We start from the raw sequence: 23,007 nt of genomic DNA, 5'->3' as shown, positions 1-23,007 counted from the left end.
AAGATCGCCAAGCAAGGTCCTGCGGACCTTCGTGCAGCCTCGCCGATGGCTCGACAGCGGCTACACGGCGAAGAATCGCCGATAGAGGAGATCGATCAACCAGTCGGCCATTACGATTGGACAGCCACCCGGCCCGCTCCTAACCTGCGCTCGCCTCGTAGTCGCCCAGGCCCTTGTCCCCATGATCGTGCGTCCCAAACCGAACCTGATCGCCCTGCTCTTCGCCCTCAAGGGCTCGATCGCCAAGCGCATCGCCCTGCGCTGCGCCCTGGTGACCCTGCTGGCCTCGGTCATAGTGCTGGTGGAAACCTTGCAGCCCAGCTACTTCTCCAGGGTCAGCGCCACGCCGTTTACCCTGCTGGGGCTGTCGTTGTCGATCTTCATGAGCTTTCGCAACAACGCCTGCTATGACCGCTGGTGGGAAGGCCGCAAGCAACTGGGGCAGTTGGCCATCGAGGTGCGCTCGCTGATCCGCGAGAGCCTGGTGCTCGAAGGCCATCGCGAACGTGAAGGCTTGCTGCGTGACCTCTGTGGTTTCGCCCACAGCCTGGTCGCCCGGCTGCGCCACGAGGACGAGGCCAGTGCCCTGGCGCCCTGGGCCCAGGCGCCCGTGGACCGGCAGCACCCGAACCTGACCGACGCCCAGTTGCAGCACATCGGCCGGCGCTGCTCGCACTGGGCACGGCAAGGGCTGATCAGCGAATGGCGCTATACCCAGCTGGAAACTCGCCTGGTCAGCCTGAGCCTGGTTCAAGCCGCCTGCGAAAGGATCCAGAACACCCCGCTGCCCTTCCCCTACACTTTGCTGTTGCACCGCACCATCTACCTGTTCTGCATCCTCCTGCCTTTTGCCATGGCCGAACCCCTGGGCTGGCTGACGCCGCTCTTCACCGCCATCGTCAGCTACACCTTCCTGGGCCTGGACGAGATCGGCGACGACCTCGAAAACCCCTTCGGCTACGACGACAACGACCTGCCCTGCAGTGCCCTGCTGCGCGGCCTGGAGCGCGAAATGCTGGCGGCGTTGGGTGAACCGCAACTGCCACCGCCGCTGGAACCCCGGGAATACGTGCTGACCTGATCCCGGGTTTGACTCGGGCCGGTTCCTGGTCGAAGCTTGCTCCCTCTTCAAGTCGCCAATTTCCCGTGCCCATGACCCGAGTCCGCCGCTACCTGCTGATCAGCCTGCCCATCGTCATCCTCCTGGTCCTGACCTGGTCGTTCTGGCGCAGCGCTCCACCGGCGGTGCCGGATGCCATCAGGCACGGCTACGGCCAGGCGCTGGAGAAGGCGCGCAACGGTCAACCCGGTGCGGCCAGGGTGCTCTACCAGCAACTGGGCCGTCCGGATCTCGACGACCAGCAACGTATCCGCCTGCTGGCGGTGCTGCCCAACTACCCCAGCCCCCAGGCCTTGAAACTGGCCGACGCCGACCTGCAGCACCCTTCGCCCGAAGTGCGCAAGGCGGCCATCAAGAGCGTGCTCGGCCTGGTGCCCAGCGGCAAGCGCAGCCTGCTGCTGGGACCTCTGCTGAGCGATGCGGAGCAAAGCGTGCGCTTCGCCGCGGTGGACGCCCTGCTGGGCCTGTCCCCGGACGACCAGGGCCTGTACTTCGGCCCGCTGCAACAGGTGATCGACGAATACACCCAGGTGCTCAGGACCCGTGGCGATAATGTCGAGGCCCAGTACCAGCTGGCGCGCCTGTACCTGCACAACGCCGACCTGGCCAGGGCCCAGCAGACCCTGGAGCAGGCACTGAAACTGGCGCCGGACAACCTGCAGGCGGTGGTCTTGCAGATCGAGGTGCTGGACAAGCAGGGCCAGAGCGAGGCGGCCCGCCAGTTGCTGGCCAAGCAGCTGCAGGCCCAGCAGGACTCGGCCTACCTGCAGCACGCCCTGGGGCTGTGGCTGCTACAGCACGGCCAGGGTGAGTTCGCCCTGCTGGGCCTGGCCCGGGCAGTGGAACTGGAGCCGAACAATGCCGCCTACCGCTACGACCTGGCCACTACCCTGCACAGCCAGCAGGAACTGGAAGCCGCGCAGAAACAGCTGGAGGAAATCGTCCAGCGCCAACCCTACAACCGCAAGGCGCGGGTGTTGCTGATCAGCTATTGGAAGGAAAGCGGCCAGTTGCAGAATGTCCAGGTGCTGCTGGCCCAGCTGGAACAGCAGAACCCCGACGACCCGGCCCTGCAGCAGGGCCTCTGAGCCTTCGCCGCTGCGCGAGGCGCGACAAGGCCAGCAGGACCTTCAGCGTCCCACCAGGCCACCGCGTATTGCGGCCGCTGCGCGCCCGGGCGCAGCCTTCGGCAGCGGCTACATCCGTTGTTGCCGCTGCCGAGCCCGCGAGGCTGCGACAAAGTCCACAGGACCTTCAGCGCTCGACCAGGCGAATGGTTATGGGCCTGCGCACCCGAGCCCCGGTGGCGATAAAAGGTTGAACCGCGCTGGCGGCAAACGGTCAAGTGAACAAAGCGGCATCGCGGCCCGCGGGCCGCCACCGATCGAACTCATTGCGAGGGGATTGCTTGATCACTTCATCTACGTTGCTCAGCGAAAAGGCCGGCACCGGCATCGAAGGCCTGGACGACATTCTCAACGGCGGCCTGTCGCGCAGCCACGTGTTCCTGCTGGAGGGCGAACCCGGCACCGGCAAGACCACTATCGCCCTGCACTTCCTGCGGGCCGGGGCCCAGGCCGGTGAGCGCTGCCTGTACATCACCCTGTCGGAAACCGAGCGCGAACTGCGCCAGGGCGCCCAGTCCCATGGCTGGGAGCTGGACGACAATATCCACATCTTCGAGCTGACCCCGCCGGAGAGCCTGCTCGATACCGAGCACCAGCAAAGCCTGCTGTATTCCTCTGACCTGGAATTGGGGGAAGCCACAAGGCAGATCTTCGAGGTGGTGGAACGGGTCAAACCGACCCGGGTGGTGATCGACAGCCTCTCGGAAATCCGCCTGCTGGCCCAGAATTCCCTGCGTTATCGCCGCCAGATCCTGGCGATCAAGCACTACTTCGTGCGCTACGACGCCACCGTCCTGCTGCTGGACGACCTGACCAGCGACACCCTGGACAAGACCGTGCACAGCGTGGCCCACGCAGTGATCCGATTGGAAGAACTGACGCCGGGCTACGGCTCCGAACGCCGGCGTATCCGGATAATGAAGTACCGCGGCCAGAAATACCGCGGCGGGTTCCACGACTTCACCATCCTCGGCAATGGCGTGCATGTGTTCCCGCGCCTGGTGGCGGCCGAGCACCGCAGCGGTTACCAACGCGGCACCCTGGCCAGCGGCATCGCTGAACTGGACGCCCTGCTCGGCGGCGGGATCGCCAGCGGTTCCAGCACCCTGATCCTCGGCCCGGCCGGCACCGGCAAGTCGCTGCTGGCCCTGATCTTCGCCATCGCCGCCGTGGCCCGGGGCGAGAAAGCCGCGCTGTTCATCTTCGATGAGGAACTGGGGCTCTTGTTCGAGCGCATGGGCAAGCTGGGTATCGACCTGCAAGCCTTGCACGACAGCGGCGACTTGGTGGTGGAACAGGTGGATGCTGCCGAGCTGACGCCAGGCGAGCTGTCGCACCGGGTGCGGCGCTGCGTCGGCCAGGGCCAGATCAAGACCGTGGTGATCGACAGCATCAATGGCTACCAGGCGGCGATGCCCGAGGAGAATGCCCTGATACTGCACATGCACGAGCTATTGCTGTATCTCAACCGCCAGGGCGCGGCGACCTTCCTGACCGTGGCCCAGCATGGCCTGGTGGGCGACATGCAAGCTCCGGTGGACATCACCTACCTGGCCGATACGGTGATCCTGCTGCGCTACTTCGAATCCTTGGGCAAGGTGCGCCGGGCCATATCGGTCATCAAGAAACGCACTGGCAGTCACGAATCGACCATTCGCGAATACCGCATCAGTGACCGGGGCCTGACCATCGGCGAACCCCTTGACGCCTTCCAGGGCGTATTGCGCGGCGTGCCCCACTACCACGGCGAGGACAAGCCATTGCTCAAGGACGAGGTGCCATGACCCTAGGGCCGGCCTTTTCCGAACGGGCCCTGGTGCTCACGCCCCATGGCCGCGACAGCCAACTGGCACAGAGGATGCTGAGCGAAGCCGGGGTCAGCAGCCTCGTCACCCCGCATCTGGCGGCCCTCTGCGAGGAACTGGAGCAAGGCGCGGGATTGGCGATCATTGCCGCCGAAGCCTTGCTGGGAGTCGACCTCGAGCCGCTGCGGCGTTATCTGGAGCAACAGCCGGCCTGGTCGGACCTGCCCATCGTGCTGCTGACCCGCCACGGCGGACCGGAACAGAACCCGGCCGCCAGGTTCAGCACGCCCCTGGGCAATGTCAGCTTCCTCGAGCGGCCCTTCCACCCCGCTACCCTGATCAGCCTGGTCAGCACCGCGTTGCGTGGCCGACGCCGACAATACGAGGCTCGTGACCTACTGGTCGACCTGAGCCAGAGCGAACTGCGCCTGCAACGCACCCTGGAAACCCTGGAACAGCAGGTAGAGGAGCGCACCGCGCAGCTGCGGCACAACGAAGAGGCCCTGCGCCAGTCGCAGAAGATGGAGGCCGTGGGCCAGCTCACCGGCGGTATCGCCCATGACTTCAACAACATGCTCACCGGCATCATCGGCAGCCTGGAGCTGCTGCGCCGGCGCCTGGCCCGGGGCCGGACCGAGGATCTGGACAGCCTGATCGAACTCGGGGTGACCTCGGCCAACCGCGCCGCCGGACTGACCCACCGCCTGCTGGCCTTCTCCCGGCGCCAGTCGCTGGATGCCAAGCCCGTGGAGATGAATGCCCTGGTCAGCGCCATGGGCGAGCTGCTACAACGCAGCCTCAGCGAGAACATCCAGCTGGAACTGCGCCTGGGCGAGCAGCTGTGGGTGGCCGAGGCCGACCCCAACCAGCTCGAGAGCGCCCTGCTCAACCTTGCACTCAATGCCCGCGACGCCATGCCCGACGGTGGCCAGTTGCTGGTGGAGACCTTCAATCGCCAGCTGGACCTTAGCTTCACCCAGGCCCACGACAACCTCGAGCCCGGCGACTATGTGGTGCTGCGGGTCAGCGACAACGGTTGCGGCATGCCCGAAGCCATCCTCAACCGGGTATTCGACCCCTTCTTCACCACCAAGCCCATCGGCCAGGGCACGGGCCTTGGGTTATCGATGATCTATGGCTTCAGCAAGCAGTCCCACGGCCACGTGACCCTGGACAGCACCCAGGGCCAGGGCACCCAGGTCTGCCTGTACCTGCCGCGTTTTCGCGGTGACTCGACCAGCGACGAACATCAGGTGCAGGAGCAAGCGACCACCGTGGAAAACGGCGAGACGGTACTGATCGTCGAGGATGACCCGGCGGTGCGGGTGCTGGTCAGTACCGTGCTGGGCGAGTTGGGGTACCACTTCATCGAGGCCGGCGACGCCCAGGGCGCCATGCCGATCCTCGATTCAGCACAGCGCATCGACCTCCTGGTCAGCGACGTGGGCCTGCCGGGCATGAACGGCCGGCAGCTGGCGGAAATCGGTCGGCAACTGCGCCCAGAGCTCAAGGTGCTGTTCATCACCGGCTACGCCGAGCATGCGGCGGTCCGGGGCGGCTTCCTCGACCCTGGCATGCAACTGATCACCAAGCCGTTCACCTTCGACCTGCTGACCACCAAGGTGCGGGCAATGCTCCGCGACTGAGGCCGCTCAGGCCAGCAACCGCTGGATCTGCTCGTGCAAGCTGTCGAGGTCGAACGGCTTGGCCAGGATCGGTGCCTTGCGGGTGATAGGGCTGTCGCACTCGAGGATTTCATTGGGATATCCGCTGATGAAAATCACCTTCAGGTCCGGGCGCAGCTTGACCGCGGGTTCGGCGATCATCACCCCGGTGATGCCACCCGGCAGCCGGTAGTCGGTGACCATCAGGTCCAGGTTGGGTTTGGTGGCCAGGATCTCGAACGCCTGTTCGCCGTTCTCGGCCTGCAGTACCCGATAGCCCAGGCCCGACAGGTAATCGGCCAGCAACATCATTATCACCGGTTCATCTTCGACGATCAGTACGACGTCTTGTGCATCTTCACTCATGGAAAACCTTTGTTCGGTCAATTACTGCAAGGAGCTGTTGGCGTTTGCCGACCTGCCCGCAGGCAAACGTCAGCAGCCACTGTACGACCATTGGCTCACGCAGAGGTTGCGTGGGCGTGACGCTTTTACGCACCAGTGGACAATGCCGCCTCCGCCAGCGGCAGGGCGACCCGGAACATGGCCCCCTCGCCAATCCGGCTTTCGACGCTGATCGTGCCGCCGTGGGCGGTGACGATCTGCTCGGAAATGAACAGGCCCAGGCCCAGGCCCGCGGCCACATGGCTGGCGCTGACCCGCTCGAACTGCTGGAAGATGCGCCTCTGGTTGTCCTCGCTGATCCCGATCCCATGGTCGCGGACCTCGATCCGGGCCTCCCCTTCCTGGCAATAAACCCGCACCTGGATAGGGCTCTTGGCGCCGTAGCGCAGGGCATTGGTCAGCAAGTTGGAAACCACCTGCTCGATGCGGAACTCGTCCCAGTTGCCTTCCACCGGCTCCTCGGCGTCCAGGCTCAGGGTGGACTGCGCCGCCTCCACCTGGGGCGCGAAGTTCTCTACCAGGCCTCGCACCAACTGCGCCAGGTCGAAACGTGACGGGCGGATCGACAACTTGCCGGTACGAATTCGCGAGATGTCCAGCATGTCCTCGATCAACCGGATCAGGCTCTTGATCTGCCGTTCGTCGCGATCGACCATGGCGTGCATCTTGTCCAGGCTGAAGGCCGCGGCATTGTCCCGGGCCAGGTGCATCTTGCGCAGCTGGGTCTCGAGAATCAGACCATTGAGGGGCGTGCGCACTTCATGGGCAACGATCGACATGAAGTCATCGCGCATGCGCACGGCCTGCTCCAACTCGTTCTGGGTGGCCTGCAATTGCCTGAGCAGGGCCTCCTGCTCGCGCCGGCTCTGCTCCAGGGCCTCGACCTGCTGCTTCATGGCCTTGCTCTGGCGGTACAGGTCGACGAACACGTTGACCTTGCTCTTGACCGCGTGAATGTCCAGGGGCTTGTGCAGAAAGTCCACCGCCCCGCTCTCGTAGCCCTTGAAGGCATAGTTGAGCTCGCGCCCGGCGGCGCTGACGAAGATGATCGGGATGTTCTTGGTCTTCTCGGTACCACGCATCAGCTCCGCCAGCTCGAAGCCGTTCATGCCGGGCATCTGTACATCGAGGATGGCCATGGCGAACTCATGCTGGAGCAACAGCGACAAGGCCTCGTCGGCCGACAGCGCCTTGTACACCTGACGGTCCTCGCGCTTGATCAGCGCCTCCAGGGCCAGCAGGTTTTCCGGCAGATCGTCGACGATCAGCAACTTGGCTTGGATATTACTCAACATGCGATTCGTTCCAGCTCGGCCAGCAGCAAGCTGATACCGCGCAAAGGGAGGATATGGTCCGGCTGGTGCAAGGCCAGTGCGGCATCGGGCATGGTCGATACCTGGGCCTCGCCGGGGTCCTGGACGATGGTCAGGCCGCCCTGGCGCTTGACCTCGGCCAGCCCGGCGGCGCCATCCTGGTTGGCCCCGGTCAGCAGTACGGCGGCCAGGCGCTCGCCATAAGCATCGGCGGCGGACTCGAACAAGTAGTCGATGGATGGGCGCGAATGGTGGACCCGCTCCTCCTGGCTCAGGGACAGGCTGCGGTCCTGCTCCACCGACAGGTGGTAGCCAGGAGCCGCGAAGTACAGGGTGCCCGGCACGATCTGTTCCTTGTCGTCGGCTTCCTTGACTCGCAGCGACAGGCGTCGGCCGAACACCTCGGCCAATTGGCTGCGGCGCTCATCAGGCAGGTGCAGGACCACGATCACCGGCAGGCGAAACCCACGGCCAAGGTCGCCGAACAGGCTCAGCAAGGCCTCGACGCCGCCAGCGGAAGCGCCCACCACCACGGCCTCGATCCGCGGCCGGGGATTGGTACTGCAAATGTCCTGGCTCATGACTTGCGGTAGATCCGTTCTTGTTTGACCAAAGGCTCGAAATGCTTGGCATAGGCGGAAAAGTCCAGGGTTTCCTTGCTGCCCAGCACCAGGAAACCACGATGGCAAAGGGACTCGTGAAACAATCCGAAGGCCCGATCCTGAAGCTTTTTATTGAAATAAATCAATACGTTACGACAAGAAATCAAATGCGTCTCGGAAAATACGCTGTCGGTGGCCAGGCTGTGGTCGGCGAAGGTCAAGTTCTCGCGCAGGCTCTTGTCGAAGATCGCGTAGTCGTAGGCGGCGGTGTAGTAGTCGGCGAAGGAACGCTTGCCGCCGGCACGCTGGTAGTTGTGGGCATAGGCCCGCACGTTCTCCAGGGAGAAGATGCCCTGCTTGGCCTTTTCCAGGGAACTGGGGTTGATGTCCGTGGCGTAGATGATGGTGCGCTCCAGCAGCCCTTCCTCGCGCAGCAGGATGGCCATGGAATAGACCTCTTCACCGGTGCTGCACCCGGCGATCCAGATCTTCAGCGACGGATAGGTCCGGAGCAGCGGCACCACTTCCTGGCGAATGGCCAGGAAGTGCGAAGGGTCGCGAAACATCTCGCTGACCGGGATGGTCAGGAACTGCAGCAACTGCATGAAGGCGGTCGGGTCGTGCAGGACCCGCTCCTGCAAAGCGGAAATGGTCTTGCAGTCGAACTGGCGCAAGGCATGGTGCACCCGGCGCTTGATCGAAGCGCCGGAGTAATCGCGAAAGTCGTAGCTGTATTTAAGGTAGATAGCTTCGATCAACAGACGCAGTTCGATCTCGGTATTGCGCTCCACTAAATTCTTTCCATCTTGGGTAGCCACACGCGGATAAGTGAAAACAACCGGTCAAGATCGATGGGCTTGGCCAGGTAGTCGTTGGCGCCGGCCTGCAGGCAACGCTCCTGGTCGTCCTTCATGGCCTTGGCGGTGACGGCGATGATCGGCAGCTTGCGCCAGCGCGGATCCTTGCGGATCTGCGTGGTGGCCTCGAAACCGTCCATCTCCGGCATCATCACATCCATCAGTACCAGATCGATGTCGTCGACCTCGTTGAGCCTCGCGATGGCTTCCAGGCCGTTACGACCGATCACCACCACCGCGCCCTTGTGTTCCAGGGCACTGGTCAAGGCGAAGATGTTGCGCACGTCATCGTCCACCAGGAGGATCTTGCGCCCCTCGAACACCTTGTCGCGGCTGCGGGCGGTCTTGAGCATCTTCTGCCGTTCATGGGACAACTGGGATTCGACTTTGTGCAGAAAAAGCGTCACTTCGTCCAGCAGGCGCTCCGGCGAGCGTGCGCCCTTGATGATGATCGAGCGCGAATACTTGCGCAGCTCGGCCTCTTCGTCGCGGGTCAGGTTGCGCCCGGTGTAGACGATCACCGGCGGGAACGAACAGATGTCCTCGGTGGACATGCGCTTGAGCAGGTCGTTGCCCAGCATGTCCGGCAGCTTGAGGTCGATGACCATGCAGTCGTAGATGTTCTCGCGCAGCAACTCCAGGGCGTCCTGGGCCAGGCCCACGGCGGTGATCTCGATATCGTCGTCGCCGATCAGCCGGGCGATGCTGTCGCGCTGCAGATCGTCGTCCTCCACCAGCAGCACGCGCTTGACTTTCTGCGTCAGCTTGGCCTCCAGGCGAGCGAAGACGTCCTTGAGCTCCTCGCGGGTGGTGGGCTTGACCGCATAGCCCACGGCGCCCATGTGCATCGCCGCTTCCACCCGGTCTTCGACCGAGATCACGTGCACCGGGATGTGCCGGGTCTGCGGATGCTCCTTGAGCCGCTGCAGCACGGTCAGGCCTGAGTGGTCGGGCAGGCGCATGTCCAGAAGGATCGCATCGGGGATGAACTGCGTGGCCAGGCCGTAGCCTTCGTCGGCGCCGTGGGCCACCAGGCACTGGTAGCCCAGCTCGTGGGCCAGGTCGAAGAGGATATGGGCGAAGTTGGCTTCATCCTCCACCACCAGGATGCTGCGGCCGCTGAACGGCGCCTTGTCCCGGTCGTCGGCGAAACGCGGGATCGGGGCAGGCTCCACCACTACCTCCGGCACCGCTTGCGGCGGTTGGAGCACGGCCACCGGCGCAAGCGGTGCCGGTTCCGCCGGGAGCACCGGCGACTCGGCGTCGTAGTGCTCCGGCAAGACCAGGGTGAAGATACTGCCGCGCCCCGGCTCACTGCTGACGCTGATGGAGCCCCCCAGCAGGTTGGCCAGGTCGCGAGAAATGGACAGGCCCAGGCCGGTGCCGCCATAACGCCGGTTGGTGGTGCCATCGGCCTGGCGGAAGGCTTCGAAGATGCTTTCCTGCTGGTCCTGGGCGATGCCGATCCCGGAGTCCTGCACGGCGAAGGCGATCCCGGCACCGGGGTGGGCGGACACCGTCAGGCTGACCTGGCCCTGCTCGGTGAACTTGACAGCGTTGGACAGCAGGTTCTTGAGCACTTGCTCGACCCGCTGGCGATCGGTGAACAGCGTCTGCGGCGCCCCGGGTTGCAGCTCCACGCGAAACTCCAGGCCTTTTTCCGCCGTCAGCGGCTGGAACAGGTTGCTCAAGCCCTCCACCAGGCGCGATACGCTGGCGTTCTCCGGCCGGACCTCGAGCTTGCCGGCCTCGACCTTGGAGATGTCCAGGATGTCGTTGATCAGGTTCAGCAGGTCGTTGCCCGCGGAATAGATCGACTCGGCGAACTTGACCTGCTCCTCGCTGAGATTTTCCTGGGCGTTCTCGGCCAGCAGCTTGGCCAGGATCAGCGAACTGTTGAGCGGCGTGCGCAGCTCGTGGGACATGTTGGCAAGGAACTCGGACTTGTACTTGCTCGAGCGCTGCAGTTCTTCGGCGCGCTCCTGCAGCTTGACCTGCGCATCGTTGAGCTCGCTGTTCTTGCGATCCATGGCGTCGCGCTGCTCGGACAGCACCTGGGCCTGTTCCGCCAGCTGTTCGTTGGTCTGCTCCAGCTCCACTTGCTGGGTTTCCAGATGCGCCTGGGACTCCTTGAGAATCCGCGACTGTTCTTCCAGCTCCTCGTTGGCGGTCTTGAGCTCTTCCTGCTGCACCTGCAGTTCTTCGTTGAGCTGCTGGGTCTCGGCCAGCACTTCCTGCAAGCGTTGGCGATAGCGCGCCGCCTCGATGGAAGTGCCGATGTTGCCGGCTATCAGTTCCAGGAACTCGATATCGCGCTCGCCCAACTCGCGCAGGAAGCCCAGTTCGATCACGCCGTTGACCCGGTCGTCGTCATGGGTCGGCACCACCAGCACGCTGCGGGGCAGACCCTCGCCCAGGCCCGAGCTGACCTTGAAGTAATCGACCGGCACCTCGTCCAGGCGAATCACCCGCTTGTGCTGGGCCGCCTGCCCCACCAGGCCCTCATCGCTGTACAGCGCCTGCCCCTGCTCTTCCTGCTCGCGGGAGAAGCCATAGGCTGCCACGCGCTTGAGACCGCCGTGCTCTTCGCGCACATACAAGGCCGCCACCGCCGTTCCCAAGTACTGGGCACAGAACTGCAGGACGTTGCGTCCCAGCAGGTTCAGGCTCAACTGCCCCAGCATCTGTTCGGCCAACTCGGTCTGGCCGTTGCGTAGCCAGGCCTGGCGCTCCAGCATGCGGGCACTGCGCAGCTCAGCCTCGAGGTTATCGCTGTAGCTGCGCGACAGGGCCAGCAGGTCGCGGCGCCCGACATAGGCCAGCAAGCCGCTGATGCCCACCACGAACAGCAGGTACAGGGCGACGCTGAAAATCGTGGTGCGACTGACGTTCTCATTACGCTGCTGGCGCAATTGCTGCTCCACGTCCACCGCATCGTCGTACTCCTTGCGTACCTCGTCGGTCAGGCGCTTGCCGCGTCCGGCCAGCACCGCCTCGCGGTAGTCGCCGTTATTGCGGCGCAGCTCGATCATGCCCTGTGCGTAGTTGTTCCATTCCAGTTGCAAGGCCTCGATGCGCCGGACCCGGTCCACCTGCTGCGGATTGTCCGCCACCAGATCCTGCAAACCCCGCAGTTCGCTGATGATGCGCGGCTTGGCCACCTCATAGGGATCGAGGAACTTTTCGTTGCCGGTGATCAGGAAACCGCGCATGCCGGTTTCCAGGTCGATGGTCAGGCGCGCGGCCTCGTTGAAGTTGTTGATCACCCGGTCGGTGTGCTGCACCCACTGGATCACCGACAGCAGGTAGGTGATCAAGGACACGAAAAACACCGCACTGAGTACGCCCACGCCAAGAGGCAGGCTGATGTTGCGGGTCAGCAGCTTGCGAAAACTCTGTTCATCAACCGAGGACGGACGAATCATTGGATGGACCTTGGCACTGGTAAAAGAAAGGAAGTTTGCCCCACATTCGGCCATCGCAGCTATTTTTTATAACCTGCATGCCGGTAATCTGGGATTTGCTCTGCCGTAGGACAATAGAAGCGGTTATTCTTGCTGGCACTTGTACAAGCGATTTTTTTGTACAGTTTCGGGAACTTGTGACCTCGCGCCATTTACTGATGCACAAGGCCGCTTGCCGCGGCTCCACCGAATCCACCCCTTGAGAGTGCCCCTATGCCCGCTAGTGCCCCTACCATCCTAGTCGTCGAAGACGATGCCATCGTGCGCATGCTGATCGTCGACGTCCTCGAAGAACTGGAATTCGCAGTGCTCGAGGCCGATGGCAGTGAGGCGGCGCTGGAACGCTTGCAGGACCGGGAGCAACCCATCGACCTGCTGATGACCGATGTCGGACTACCGGGCATGAACGGTCGGGAACTGGCCGAGCGCGCATTGCTGCTGCGTCCCCGGTTACCGGTGCTGTTCGCCAGCGGCTACGCCGAGTCCATCGACGTACCCGGCGGCATGGCGGTGATCGGCAAGCCGTTCTCCATCGACCAGTTGCGCGACAAGGTGCGCAGCATCCTCGGCTGAAGCGGGCGCCAGCCTCCAGGGCTGTGGTTTAATGGCGGTTTTTCGCCCTCGCCCGCCAGGAACCCTATTCCATGCCCCTCACCGCCGCGATCAAGGTCCTGGTCATTGGCTACGTCTGGCCCGAACCGCGCTCCTCGGCCGCCGGCGGGCACATGATGCAGATCCTGCAGTGCTTTCTCGACCAGGGCTGGGACCTGACCTTCAGTAGCCCGGCCAAGCCCGGCGAACACAAGGAAGACCTCGAGGCCCTGGGCATCCGCGAATGTCCGATCGAACTGAACAACGCCAGCTTCGACCGCTTCGTCGCTGAACTGGCGCCGGACATCGTGCTGTTCGACCAGTTCATGATGGAAGAGCAATTCGGCTGGCGCGTGGAGCAGCACTGCCCCGCTGCCGTGCGGGTCCTGGAGACCTCGGACCTGCAATGCCTGCGCCATGCCCGCCACCAGCGCCTCAAGGACCACCTGAACAGCGGCGCCGCGGACGACGACTTCAGCCCGCTGTTCGCCCAGGCCCGGGCGGACGAATTCCGGCACATGGCCGAGACCGACCTGGCCAAGCGCGAGATCGCCGCTATCTACCGTTGCGACCTCAGCCTGATGATTTCCCAGGTGGAGATCCAACTGCTGCGGGAGCAGTTCGGCCTGCCACCGGCATTGCTGCACTGGTGTCCGCTGATGCTCGACCCAGGGCCCCGGGCCTGCGCGCCCTTCGAGCAGCGCGAGCACTTCCTCAGCATCGGCAATTTCCGCCACGCGCCGAACTGGGACGCCGTGCTCTGGATGAAAAGCCGTGTATGGCCGTTGATCCGCCAGCAGCTACCGAACGCGCAACTGCACCTGTACGGCGCCTATACCCCACCCAAGGCGGTGGCGCTGCATAACCCCGCCCAGGGCTTCTACATCATGAACTGGGCCGAAGATGCCTTGCAGGTGATGAGCGCCGCACGCATCTGCCTGGCGCCCTTGCGCTTTGGCGCCGGGATCAAGGGCAAGCTGCTCGATGCCATGCTCTGCGGCACCCCCAGCGTGACCACGCCCATTGGTAGCGAATCCATGAACGAACCCGGCCTGCCCTGGCCGGGCATGGTCGCCGAATCCGCCAGCGCCCTGGCGACGGCGGCAGTGCGCCTGTACCAGGACCAGGCCTTGTGGCAACAGGCCCAGGCCGATGGCGCGCAACTGCTAGAGGCCCGTTACCGGCGGCACGTCCACGGCCCGGCGTTGATCCAGCGCCTGCAAGAATGCCGCGAGCATCTGGCCCAAGAGCGTCGGGACAACTTCACCGGCGCCATGTTGCGCCACCACCATCACAAGAGCACCCAATACATGGCCCAGTGGATCGAGGCCAAGAACCGCACCTGACCCCTGGCGGCGTCGTATCCAGAGGGTATTTGCCCTCTTCAACCCGGCCTCCTGAAACACTGGGGCCTGAGTCCTTGCCAGTGCACCTGGCCCCGCGCTGCACGAGACCTGCAGCTCTCCCGCATGGGCCGGCCATCGACGTGTCCATCGAGCAGCCGCGGCTCCCGATGCGGGACGACGGCCGTCGGCAAGACATCATCGACCGAGCCGAACCGACAGAGACGCCACGCTTTGAGAAGCGATCTCGTTCAGCTTCAGTTCAGCAGTTGTCAATGATTTTCATTTAGCAACAAGTATCATTATGTTACAACTTAGCTCCCTACCTTGTTTTCCCCGCGGGGGCCGAATGCTCGTTCCATTTCTGATCATGCTGCGCGAAGGGATCGAAGCCGCGCTCATCGTTGGCATCATCGCCAGCTACCTGCAACAGACCGGACGCGGCCAGTGGCTGCCCGCCGTGTGGGTCGGCGTGTTCCTCGCCGCGGCCCTGGCCCTGCTGGTCGGCGGCGGACTGGAGCTGGTGAGCGCCGAGTTCCCGCAGAAGCAACAGGAATTGTTCGAGGGCCTCGTCGGCCTGGTGGCCGTGGGCATCCTCAGCTCCATGGTGTTCTGGATGCGCAAGGTCGCGCGCTGCATCAAGCACTCCCTGCACGCCTCCCTGGACCAGGCCCTGGCCGGCTCCCGGAACCAGCTCATCGCCCTGATCGCCATGGTGTTCTTCGCCGTCGCCCGCGAAGGCCTGGAAACGGTGTTCTTCCTGTTGGCGGTATTCCAGCAGAGCGAAGGCCCCGGCGCGCCCATCGGCGCCCTGCTGGGGCTGGTGGCGGCGATCATCGTCGGCTACCTGATCTATACCGGCAGCATGCGCCTGAACCTCGGCGCCTTCTTCCGCTGGACCGGGCTGTTCATCCTGGTGGTGGCCGCCGGCATCCTCGCCAACTCGGTGCAGGCACTGCATGAGGCCGGGCTGTGGAACCACCTGCAGACCGTGCTGTTCGACTTCAGCGCCAGCCTGCCCATGGACAGCCCCCTGGGCTCGGTCCTGGCCGGCATGTTCGGCTACCAGGAGGCCCCCACCATCAGCACCCTGGGCGCCTACGTGCTGTACCTGGCGGTGACCCTGGCGCTGTTCTTCCTGCCCGGCGCCACGCTAGCCAAGGCACCCGGCTCGTCTTCCGTTTCCAGTCAGTAAGGCTCCCCATGACCCAGCAAGCCTCTCCCCAGGCCTCGCCGCCTCGCGCTCTGCGTTGGGCGGTTGCCGGTTCGGTGATCGTGATGGTCGCCGCCGGCGGGCTGTTCTACTACGCCTCGCACCTGGCAGCCGGCAAGCGCCAGGCCCACCAGGGCGAGATCGCCGTGACCATCCACCCGCACAGCTGCGAGCCCAACGCGCTTACTGTGCCCGCCGGCCATGCCAGCTTCCGCATCGTCAATCGCTCGGAACGCGCCGTGGAGTGGGAAATCCTCGATGGCGTGCTGGTGGTCGAGGAGCGGGAAAACATCGCCCCGGGCCTGAGCCAGGTGATCAACGCCAACCTGCAGCCCGGCGACTACGCCATCACCTGCGGCCTGCTGAGCAATCCCCGCGGCACCCTGCACGTGACCCCCACCGCCGAATCCGACGCCCAGGCCAAGGCCCGGCCGTCGCTGGTGGCCTTCGTCGGCCCGCTGTCGGAGTTTCGCGTCTACCTGAGCACCCAGGGCGGCGCCCTGGTCAAGGCGGTCGCGGCCTTGCAGCAAGCCATCGAGGCCGATGACCTGGCCCAGGCCCAGGCCCTCTACGTGCCGGCCCGCGCCGCCTACCAGCGCCTGGCTCCGGCCGCCCAGCGCCTGGCCGAGCTGGACAACGCCATCAATGCCCGCGCCGATTACTTCGAGCAACGCGAGCAAGACCCGGGCTTCACTGGCTTCCACCGCCTGGAGTACGGGCTGTTCCAGCGCCGCGACCTGAACGGCCTGGCCCCGGTGGCCCAGCGCCTGGCCCAGGATGTCGCCAGCCTCAAGCAGCAACTGCTGGCCCAGACCCTGCCGCCGGAACAGCTGGTGGGCAGCGTCGCCCGCACCATCCGCAACCTGGCCGAGTTGCGTGCCACCAGCGGCGAGGAGGAACGCTACAGCCACAGCGACCTCAGCGGTTTCGCCGCCAACCTGGAGACCACGCGCAAGGTCGTCGACCTGCTGCGGCCGCTGCTGGCCAAGTCCGCCGCGCCGTTGCTGGCCCGGGTGGATGAGGCCGGTAACGCCCTGGGCACGCGCCTGGACAACCTGCGCGACGGCTTCGGCTACCAAGCCTATGACAAGGTCGACACCAGCCAACGCCAAGTACTCGCCGACAAGGCCAAGGCCCTGGCCGACGCCCTCGATGGCATCGATCCCGCACTGGGCCTTTCGGGCCTGTAACCGCACGAGTCCTGCGCCATGAACGATTCAGACCAGTCCAACCCTTCCTTCGATGCCCAGCGCCGGCGTGTGCTGTTGGGCATGGGCGCCGCCGGCATGGCCCTGGCCGGCAGCAGCCTGGCCGGCCCGGCCATGGCCGAGCAGGTGCCGGCCCAGGTGACCGTGGCGCCCAGCAGCGACCGGACCCAGGAACGCAACGCTTTCCACGGCCAGCACCAGAGCGGCATCGTCACCGCGCGCCCTGCTGCCGGAATGATGGTGGCCTTCGATGTCCTGGCCAGCGACCGCGACGACCTGGAGCGCCTGTTCCGCACCCTCAATGCGCGCATCGCCTTCCTCATGCAGGGCGGCCCGGTGCCCCAGGTCGATCCGAAGCTGCCGCCGCTGGACTCGGGCATCCTCGGCCCGGTGGTGACCCCGGACAACCTGACCATCACCGTCTCGGTGGGCGAGTCACTGTTCGACGAGCGCTTCGGCCTGGCCGACGCCAAGCCCAAGCGCCTGGTGCGCATGGTGGGCTTTCCCAACGACGCCCTGGAACCGGCCTGCTGCCATGGCGACCTGAGTTTGCAGTTCTGCTCCAACACCGCCGACACCAACATCCATGCCCTGCGCGATATCGTGAAGAACCTGCCGGACCTGCTGCTGGTGCGCTGGAAACAGGAAGGCAGCGTACCGCCCCAAGCCCCGGCCAAACCGGGCCAGCCGGCTCAGAGCGCGCGCAACTTCCTGGGCTTTCGCGACGGTTCGGCCAACCCCGACTCCAACGACCAGAAGGCCATGCAGCAGATCGTCTGGGTCCAGCCCGGCAGCGACGAACCGGCCTGGGCCGCCCATGGCAGCTACCAGGCGGTGCGCATCATCCGCAATTTCGTCGAACGCTGGGACCGCACCCCGCTGCAAGAGCAGGAAAGCATCCTCGGCCGGATCAAGGCCAGCGGCGCGCCCCTGGACGGCCAGCGGGAAAGCCAGGTCCCCGACTACGCCAAGGACCCCCACGGCAAGGTGACCAAGCTCGATGCCCACATCCGCCTGGCCAACCCGCGCACCGCCAAGACCCAGCAGAACCTGATCCTGCGCCGGCCGTTCAACTACTCCAACGGCGTGAACAAGAACGGCCAGCTGGACATGGGCCTGTTGTTCATCTGCTACCAGGCGGACCTGGAGAAAGGCTTCATCACCGTGCAGAACCGGCTCAACGGCGAACCCCTGGAGGAGTACCTCAAGCCCACCGGCGGCGGTTATTTCTTCACCCTGCCGGGAGTCACCAGCGACCAGGACTTCATCGGTCGGTCGTTGCTCGCCGCCACGGCTGCCAAGGCCAATACCTGATCTGCCCCACCACAATAACCCCCACGGAAACGTCCCATGAAAAAGTCGCCTCTCGCTGTGTTGCTGACCCTTGGCTTGCTCCACGCTCCGCTGTCGGCACTGGCCGCGCCGGCGCCGCTGGAGCTGGTGGGGCCGATCTCCGACTACAAGATCTACGTCACCGAACAACTGGATGAACTGGCCAGCCATACCCAGCAGTTCACCGATGCGGTGAAGCAAGGCGACCTGGCCAAGGCCCGGCAGCTCTATGCACCGACCCGGGTCTACTACGAATCGATCGAGCCGATCGCCGAGCTGTTCAGCGACCTGGACGCCTCCATCGACTCGCGCGTCGATGACCATGAACAAGGGGTCAAGGCCGAGGACTTCACCGGTTTCCACCGCCTGGAGTACTCGTTGTTCTCCGAGAACAGCACCCAGGGCCTGGGCGACCTGGCCGACCGCCTGAACAAGGACATCAAGGACCTGCAGGCCCGCGTCGCCGGCCTGACCTTCCCACCGGAAAAAGTGGTCGGTGGCGCCGCCGCGCTGCTCGAGGAAGTGGCCGCGACCAAGGTCTCCGGCGAGGAAGATCGCTACAGCCACACCGACCTCTATGACTTGCAGGGCAACATCGACGGGGCCAAGAAGATCGTCGACCTGTTCCGCCCACAGATCGAGAAACAGGACCAGGCCTTCGTCGCCAAGGTGGACAAGAACTTCGCCACCGTGAACAAGATCCTGGCCAACTACAAGACTGCGGACGGTGGCTTCATGACCTACGACAAGGTCAAGGACAACGACCGCAAGGCCCTGGTGGGCCCGGTCAACACCCTGGCCGAGGACCTCTCCACCCTGCGCGGCAAGCTGGGCCTGAACTGATCCGCCCGACAGGAATCGGTTCGCCGGTTCCTGCACCAGCGCCCCCTTGCGCTGCAAATTAGGCCTGGGCAGCCGTGCGTTATCCCGATAACGTGCACGCCCCGATGTTCCTCATGGAAGACCTGCTATGCCCACCCCCTCCGCCTCCAGGCCCCTCTCGCTCTTGCCGCTGATGGCGGCCTACATGGCCTGCACCATGTCGATGATGGCCTTCGTCTCGCTGATCGGGCCGATTTCCCGGGTGCTGCACCTGCAAACCTGGCATGCCGGGGTGGCGGTGACCGTGGCCGGGGTGATCTGGGTCTTGCTGGCCCGCCCCTGGGGCCAGGCCAGCGATCGCTATGGCCGCCGCCGAGTGCTGTTGCTCGGGATCGCCGGCTTCACCCTGGCCTACTGGGCCCTGTGCCTGTTCATCGATATATCGCTGCGGACCTTGCCCAGTGTCGCCGTGGCCTTCGCCGGCCTGGTCTTGGGCCGGGGCTTGATCGGCGCCTTCTACGCGGCAGTACCGGTGGGCGGATTCGCCCTGATGGCCGACCACTTCGAACCCCAGCACCGGGCCCGGGCCATGGCCTCCCTGGGCGCGGCCAACGCCGTAGGCCTGGTGGTGGGGCCGGCCGCCGCCGCGCTGCTGGCCCGGCACAGCCTGAGCCTGCCTTTCTACGTCATGGCCATCCTGCCGCTGCTGGCGCTGGTGGTGATGCATCGGCGACTGCCGCGCCAGGAGCTGCACCTGGCCCAGGCGCCGGGCCGGGTGCGCCTGAGCGATCCGCGGCTGGCCCGGCCAATGGTGGTGGCCTTCGTCGCCATGCTCTGCGTGACGCTGGCGCAGATCACCGTGAGCTTCTATGCCATGGATCGCCTGCAGATGAATTCCGCCGACGCGGCGCAGACCGCCGGGATCGCCCTGACCATGGTCGGCCTGGCCCTGATCTGCGCCCAACTGGTGGTGCGCAAGCTGGAATGGCCGCCACTGCGGATGATTCGCTTCGGTGCCCTGCTTTCCGCGGTGGGTTTTGTCGGGGCCATGCTGGTGGACAGCGCCTGGGGCCTGTGGCTGACGTTCTTCGTCTCGGCGGCCGGCATGGGTGGGGTGTTTCCCTCGTTCTCGGCCCTGGCAGCCAACTCGGTGCAGGCTTCGGAACAAGGCGCCACGGCCGGTAGCATCGGCGCCGCCCAGGGCCTGGGCGCAGTGGTCGGGCCAATGGCCGGCACCTTGATCTACGCCATGGAGCCACGCCTGCCCTACCTGCTGGCGGCGCTGCTGCTGGCGTTGGTGGCGCTGTGGCCCTACCCGCCGAAAACAAGCTGACCCACTGGCCGCTGCCCCACGCCGATCTCGACTTGCACAAAGGGCCTGCGGCCCTTTGTGCAGGCTCGGCAGCGGCTACGGGTTCGCGCTTCGTGTAGATCGCATGCCCCGCAGGGGCACGGTGATATTCACCGCCTGAAGGGCCTGGCGGCGACAGATCAAAGGATGCGGTACAGCAGGCGTTCGATACGCACGCGGCTGACCCGGCGCAGGAACTTGCTCACCGCCTCCGGGTAATCCGCCAGGCTGTCCAGGTGCTGGAAATGCTCGATGCGCCGGGTATGGCGGTAGATATCTTCCAGCTCGGCACGCCGCGGCTCCAGCAACTCGCCCTTGGGATCGTCCAGCAGCAGGGCGTTTTCCAGGTCCAGGCGGAACGCCCGTGGGTTGAGGTTGTTGCCGGTGAGCAAGGTATAGCGCTCGTCGATCCACAGCCCCTTGAGGTGATAGGTGTTGTCGCCGTCGCGCCACAGGTGCAGGTTCAACTGCCCATTGTCGATGAACTTCTGGTAGCGCTTGGCGAAGCGCCGCAGGCTGATTTCATACAGATAAGGCAGTGCGGCAATGACCTTGAACGGCTCGCTGGGCGCAATGAAGAAGTCGTTGGCGGTCTTGTCGCCGACGACGATATCGATCTTCACCCCACGCTCCAGTGCGCGATTGAGTTCGCGCACTACCGGCAACGGCAGGTTGAAGTACGGGGTGCAGAGGGTCAGCTGGCGCTGGGCTCTGGCCATCAGTTCGCAGATCACCCGATTCAACCGGTTGCCCTTGCCCACCCCGAGCAACGGGCTGACCGTCAGGCCGCTCTTGTCCAGGCTGCCGGCGGCGGTGTCGTAGGTCGCATGCTTGAGACGGCTGCGCAGGTCGCCGATATCGTTGCGCAGGCTGCGGGTGGTCGGTGGCTTGGGCAGGTCCAGGCGATGCACCGCCCGTGACTCCACCAGGCCGTGCTGCACCAGGTGGTGCATGGAGTCGGCCAGTTCGCGGTTATGCAACAGGTGATAACGGTCGAAGCGGTACTTGTCGAGCTTGTGCAGGTACACGTTGTTCAGGCTGGCGCCGCTGTAGAGCACGCTGTCGTCGATCACGAAGCCCTTGAGGTGCAACACCCCGAACAGCTCGCGGGTCTGCACCGGCACGCCGTAGATCGGGACCACGCTGGCATGGCTGCGGGTCATCTCCTGGTACCAGGCCGAGTTGCCCGGCTGCTTGCCGGCACCGATCAGGCCGCGCTGGGCACGCATCCAGTCCACCACGACCACCACATCCAGTTCCGGACGGGCAGCCTTGGCGGCGTGCAGGGCTTCGAGGATTTCCTGGCCGGCTTCATCCTGCTGCAGGTACAAGGCGACGATATAGATACGCCGGGTCGCCTGGGCAATCTGCTCCAGCAGGGTCTGACGAAATTGCGCAGCACCCCGCAGGGTGATGAAGGCCTCGGCGGCCAAGGGGAAGCTGCGCAGCTTGGGTAGCAGGGTACGTTTGAAAAGCAACGGCATGGGCTCGCGGTGACTCGAATCCGAAAGAGCGCAAGAGCTTACACCATGGATAGGTTGCAGTCCCCTGTCAGTCCCACATGACACTCAAACTGCCCGCAGCAAACGCACTTGGCGTCGCTCGGCGGCCAGTTCGCAACAACACATTGACCAAGGAGAACGATCGTTCTACTCTCTGTCGCATGAACGAAATCACTCACTCCGAAACACGCGACATCATTCTCGATGTCACCGAGAAGTTGATCTATAAAAGTGGCATCGCCGCCACTGGCATGGATCTTCTGGTCAAGACCGCCGGCGTTTCGCGCAAGAGCATCTATCGCTACTTCGACAACAAGGAGCAGTTGGTGGTGGCCGCCCTCGAACGGCGCGACGAGCGCTGGATGCGCTGGTACCGCGGCGAGGTGGACAAGGCCCAGGGCTCGGCCCAGCGCCTGCAGGCACTGTTCAGCGTGCTCAAGGGCTGGTTCGCCAGCGAAGGCTTTCGTGGCTGCGCCTTCATCAACACCAGCGGGGAAACCGGTGATCCGCAAGACCCGGTACGCCAGGTAGCCCGCCGCCATAAACAGAAACTGCTCGACTACCTGCTCGAGCTCTGCCAGGCACATGGCGCAGCGCATCCGGCACAACTGGCGGCGCAGTTGCTGGTGCTGATCGATGGCGCCATCACCGTCGCCCTGGTCATGGGCGATCACAGTGCCGCCGATAATGCGCAATGCATGGCGCGAAAGTTATTGGACCTTTGATTATCCGCAACCCCGGCAACTTCTTAGTTGCAACAGCAACTTTCACTGGAGACAGGTCATGTCATCTAACCCGCAAATGCGTCCACCGCTTCCCCCCTTCACCCGCGAGTCGGCGATCGAGAAGATCCGCCTGGCCGAAGATGGCTGGAACTCCCGGGATCCGGAGCGGGTATCCCTGGCCTACACCCTGGATACCCAATGGCGCAACCGCGCCGAATTTGCCCATAACCGCGAGGAGGCCAAGGCCTTTCTCAGCCGCAAGTGGGCCAGGGAACTGGACTACCGGCTGATCAAGGAACTCTGGGCCTTCACCGACAACCGCATCGCCGTGCGCTACGCCTATGAATGGCACGACGACTCGGGTAACTGGTTCCGCTCCTATGGCAACGAGAACTGGGAATTCGACGAACAGGGGCTGATGGCCCGGCGTTTCGCTTGCATCAACGACATGCCGATCAAGGCCAGCGAACGCAAGTTCCACTGGCCCCTGGGACGCCGCCCGGACGATCATCCGGGCCTGACCGAACTGGGCCTGTAACGGCTACCTGTGGCCCTGCGGGCCA

19 protein-coding genes are annotated in these 23,007 nt (G+C 64.6%); 13 read left to right on the top strand and 6 right to left on the bottom strand.

Going from position 1 to position 23,007, the window contains the following annotated elements; genetic code table 11:
- Window positions 1-181: 181 nt before the first annotated feature.
- The 4 genes from ACK6AU_RS09390 to ACK6AU_RS09375 all read left to right on the top strand — a co-directional run bounded on the left by ACK6AU_RS09390 (window position 182) and on the right by ACK6AU_RS09375 (window position 5,698).
- On the top strand, window positions 182-1,081 hold the full coding sequence (locus ACK6AU_RS09390; RefSeq protein ID WP_185698775.1) for a bestrophin family protein: 900 nt from the start codon (window positions 182-184) through the stop codon (window positions 1,079-1,081).
- A gap of 71 nt (window positions 1,082-1,152) precedes the next feature.
- Window positions 1,153-2,208, top strand: a complete 1,056-nt coding sequence (locus ACK6AU_RS09385; RefSeq protein WP_185698774.1) for a HEAT repeat domain-containing protein — start codon at window positions 1,153-1,155, stop codon at window positions 2,206-2,208.
- Between the two features lie 320 nt (window positions 2,209-2,528).
- Complete coding sequence (locus ACK6AU_RS09380) at window positions 2,529-4,031, top strand: ATPase domain-containing protein (protein WP_185698773.1); 1,503 nt, start codon at window positions 2,529-2,531, stop codon at window positions 4,029-4,031.
- A complete protein-coding gene (locus ACK6AU_RS09375) occupies window positions 4,028-5,698 on the top strand; it encodes an ATP-binding protein (RefSeq protein WP_409298972.1) in 1,671 nt (556 codons plus the stop codon). The genes ACK6AU_RS09380 and ACK6AU_RS09375 overlap by 4 nt, the downstream gene beginning before the upstream one ends.
- A 6-nt stretch (window positions 5,699-5,704) precedes the next feature.
- On the opposite strand, the gene ACK6AU_RS09370 is transcribed toward ACK6AU_RS09375, so the two are convergent.
- The 5 genes from ACK6AU_RS09370 to ACK6AU_RS09350 all read right to left on the bottom strand — a co-directional run bounded on the left by ACK6AU_RS09370 (window position 5,705) and on the right by ACK6AU_RS09350 (window position 12,318).
- On the bottom strand, window positions 5,705-6,082 hold the full coding sequence (locus ACK6AU_RS09370) for a response regulator (protein ID WP_185698771.1): 378 nt from the start codon (window positions 6,080-6,082) through the stop codon (window positions 5,705-5,707).
- A gap of 125 nt (window positions 6,083-6,207) precedes the next feature.
- On the bottom strand, window positions 6,208-7,416 hold the full coding sequence (locus ACK6AU_RS09365; protein ID WP_185698770.1) for a hybrid sensor histidine kinase/response regulator: 1,209 nt from the start codon (window positions 7,414-7,416) through the stop codon (window positions 6,208-6,210).
- Window positions 7,410-8,015 (bottom strand): chemotaxis protein CheB, encoded by a 606-nt coding sequence (locus tag ACK6AU_RS09360; protein ID WP_185698769.1) that lies wholly within the window; start codon window positions 8,013-8,015, stop codon window positions 7,410-7,412. Before ACK6AU_RS09360 ends, ACK6AU_RS09365 begins: the two co-directional genes overlap by 7 nt.
- The gene (locus tag ACK6AU_RS09355) at window positions 8,012-8,827 is read right to left on the bottom strand and encodes a protein-glutamate O-methyltransferase CheR (RefSeq protein ID WP_185698768.1); all 816 of its coding nucleotides are present in this window, start codon (window positions 8,825-8,827) and stop codon (window positions 8,012-8,014) included. Before ACK6AU_RS09355 ends, ACK6AU_RS09360 begins: the two co-directional genes overlap by 4 nt.
- On the bottom strand, window positions 8,827-12,318 hold the full coding sequence (locus ACK6AU_RS09350; RefSeq protein WP_185698767.1) for a response regulator: 3,492 nt from the start codon (window positions 12,316-12,318) through the stop codon (window positions 8,827-8,829). Before ACK6AU_RS09350 ends, ACK6AU_RS09355 begins: the two co-directional genes overlap by 1 nt.
- 252 nt (window positions 12,319-12,570) lie before the next feature.
- Between ACK6AU_RS09350 and ACK6AU_RS09345 the strand changes: the two genes are divergently transcribed.
- The 7 genes from ACK6AU_RS09345 (at window position 12,571) to ACK6AU_RS09315 (ending at window position 20,199) form a co-directional block, all read left to right on the top strand.
- Window positions 12,571-12,930, top strand: coding sequence for a response regulator (locus ACK6AU_RS09345; RefSeq protein WP_409298968.1), 360 nt, complete (start codon window positions 12,571-12,573; stop codon window positions 12,928-12,930).
- 71 nt (window positions 12,931-13,001) lie between these two features.
- On the top strand, window positions 13,002-14,294 hold the full coding sequence (locus ACK6AU_RS09340) for a glycosyltransferase (protein ID WP_409298966.1): 1,293 nt from the start codon (window positions 13,002-13,004) through the stop codon (window positions 14,292-14,294).
- A 346-nt stretch (window positions 14,295-14,640) separates the two neighbouring features.
- Window positions 14,641-15,486: an iron uptake transporter permease EfeU gene (gene efeU / locus ACK6AU_RS09335; protein WP_409298964.1), complete on the top strand. Its 846-nt coding sequence runs from the start codon at window positions 14,641-14,643 to the stop codon at window positions 15,484-15,486.
- A gap of 8 nt (window positions 15,487-15,494) precedes the next feature.
- Window positions 15,495-16,694, top strand: a complete 1,200-nt coding sequence (gene efeO / locus ACK6AU_RS09330; RefSeq protein WP_409298962.1) for an iron uptake system protein EfeO — start codon at window positions 15,495-15,497, stop codon at window positions 16,692-16,694.
- 18 nt (window positions 16,695-16,712) lie between these two features.
- The gene (efeB, locus tag ACK6AU_RS09325; RefSeq protein WP_409298960.1) at window positions 16,713-18,026 is read left to right on the top strand and encodes an iron uptake transporter deferrochelatase/peroxidase subunit; all 1,314 of its coding nucleotides are present in this window, start codon (window positions 16,713-16,715) and stop codon (window positions 18,024-18,026) included.
- A gap of 36 nt (window positions 18,027-18,062) precedes the next feature.
- Entirely contained in the window at window positions 18,063-18,887 is an 825-nt protein-coding gene (gene efeO / locus ACK6AU_RS09320) for an iron uptake system protein EfeO (protein ID WP_185698761.1), read from the top strand.
- Window positions 18,888-19,014: 127 nt separating this feature from the next.
- Window positions 19,015-20,199 carry an MFS transporter gene (locus ACK6AU_RS09315; protein WP_409298957.1) on the top strand — a complete coding sequence of 395 codons (1,185 nt, stop codon included), beginning with the start codon at window positions 19,015-19,017 and terminating at the stop codon, window positions 20,197-20,199.
- A 158-nt stretch (window positions 20,200-20,357) separates the two neighbouring features.
- Here the strand turns inward: ACK6AU_RS09315 and pssA are convergent, their stop codons facing one another.
- On the bottom strand, window positions 20,358-21,701 hold the full coding sequence (gene pssA / locus ACK6AU_RS09310) for a CDP-diacylglycerol--serine O-phosphatidyltransferase (protein WP_409298955.1): 1,344 nt from the start codon (window positions 21,699-21,701) through the stop codon (window positions 20,358-20,360).
- Between the two features lie 179 nt (window positions 21,702-21,880).
- Between pssA and ACK6AU_RS09305 the strand changes: the two genes are divergently transcribed.
- Both ACK6AU_RS09305 and ACK6AU_RS09300 read left to right on the top strand, forming a co-directional pair.
- The gene (locus ACK6AU_RS09305; RefSeq protein ID WP_409298953.1) at window positions 21,881-22,444 is read left to right on the top strand and encodes a TetR/AcrR family transcriptional regulator; all 564 of its coding nucleotides are present in this window, start codon (window positions 21,881-21,883) and stop codon (window positions 22,442-22,444) included.
- Between the two features lie 58 nt (window positions 22,445-22,502).
- Window positions 22,503-22,982 carry a DUF1348 family protein gene (locus tag ACK6AU_RS09300; protein WP_409298951.1) on the top strand — a complete coding sequence of 160 codons (480 nt, stop codon included), beginning with the start codon at window positions 22,503-22,505 and terminating at the stop codon, window positions 22,980-22,982.
- Window positions 22,983-23,007: the final 25 nt, after the last annotated feature.

It is taken from the genome of Pseudomonas sp. KCJK8993, assembly GCF_046230915.1.
Taxonomy (GTDB): Bacteria; Pseudomonadota; Gammaproteobacteria; order Pseudomonadales; family Pseudomonadaceae; genus Aquipseudomonas; species Aquipseudomonas piscis.
The sequence above is the reverse complement of the archived record's forward strand: the minus strand, read 5'-3'. Positions and strand labels throughout refer to the sequence as shown.

Bases quoted from the DNA above. Each gene is read 5' to 3' on its own strand.
- ACK6AU_RS09305 (WP_409298953.1), top strand. From the start codon at position 21,881: ATGAACGAAATCACTCACTCCGAAACACGCGACATCATTCTCGATGTC.
- ACK6AU_RS09315 (WP_409298957.1), top strand. From the start codon at position 19,015: ATGCCCACCCCCTCCGCCTCCAGGCCCCTCTCGCTCTTGCCGCTGATG.
- ACK6AU_RS09365 (WP_185698770.1), bottom strand. From the start codon at position 7,416: ATGTTGAGTAATATCCAAGCCAAGTTGCTGATCGTCGACGATCTGCCG.
- efeU (WP_409298964.1), top strand. From the start codon at position 14,641: ATGCTCGTTCCATTTCTGATCATGCTGCGCGAAGGGATCGAAGCCGCG.
- efeB (WP_409298960.1), top strand. From the start codon at position 16,713: ATGAACGATTCAGACCAGTCCAACCCTTCCTTCGATGCCCAGCGCCGG.
- pssA (WP_409298955.1), bottom strand. From the start codon at position 21,701: ATGCCGTTGCTTTTCAAACGTACCCTGCTACCCAAGCTGCGCAGCTTC.
- efeO (WP_409298962.1), top strand. From the start codon at position 15,495: ATGACCCAGCAAGCCTCTCCCCAGGCCTCGCCGCCTCGCGCTCTGCGT.
- ACK6AU_RS09345 (WP_409298968.1), top strand. From the start codon at position 12,571: ATGCCCGCTAGTGCCCCTACCATCCTAGTCGTCGAAGACGATGCCATC.
- ACK6AU_RS09360 (WP_185698769.1), bottom strand. From the start codon at position 8,015: ATGAGCCAGGACATTTGCAGTACCAATCCCCGGCCGCGGATCGAGGCC.
- ACK6AU_RS09375 (WP_409298972.1), top strand. From the start codon at position 4,028: ATGACCCTAGGGCCGGCCTTTTCCGAACGGGCCCTGGTGCTCACGCCC.
- ACK6AU_RS09370 (WP_185698771.1), bottom strand. From the start codon at position 6,082: ATGAGTGAAGATGCACAAGACGTCGTACTGATCGTCGAAGATGAACCG.
- ACK6AU_RS09350 (WP_185698767.1), bottom strand. From the start codon at position 12,318: ATGATTCGTCCGTCCTCGGTTGATGAACAGAGTTTTCGCAAGCTGCTG.
- ACK6AU_RS09385 (WP_185698774.1), top strand. From the start codon at position 1,153: ATGACCCGAGTCCGCCGCTACCTGCTGATCAGCCTGCCCATCGTCATC.
- ACK6AU_RS09340 (WP_409298966.1), top strand. From the start codon at position 13,002: ATGCCCCTCACCGCCGCGATCAAGGTCCTGGTCATTGGCTACGTCTGG.
- efeO (WP_185698761.1), top strand. From the start codon at position 18,063: ATGAAAAAGTCGCCTCTCGCTGTGTTGCTGACCCTTGGCTTGCTCCAC.
- ACK6AU_RS09390 (WP_185698775.1), top strand. From the start codon at position 182: ATGATCGTGCGTCCCAAACCGAACCTGATCGCCCTGCTCTTCGCCCTC.
- ACK6AU_RS09300 (WP_409298951.1), top strand. From the start codon at position 22,503: ATGTCATCTAACCCGCAAATGCGTCCACCGCTTCCCCCCTTCACCCGC.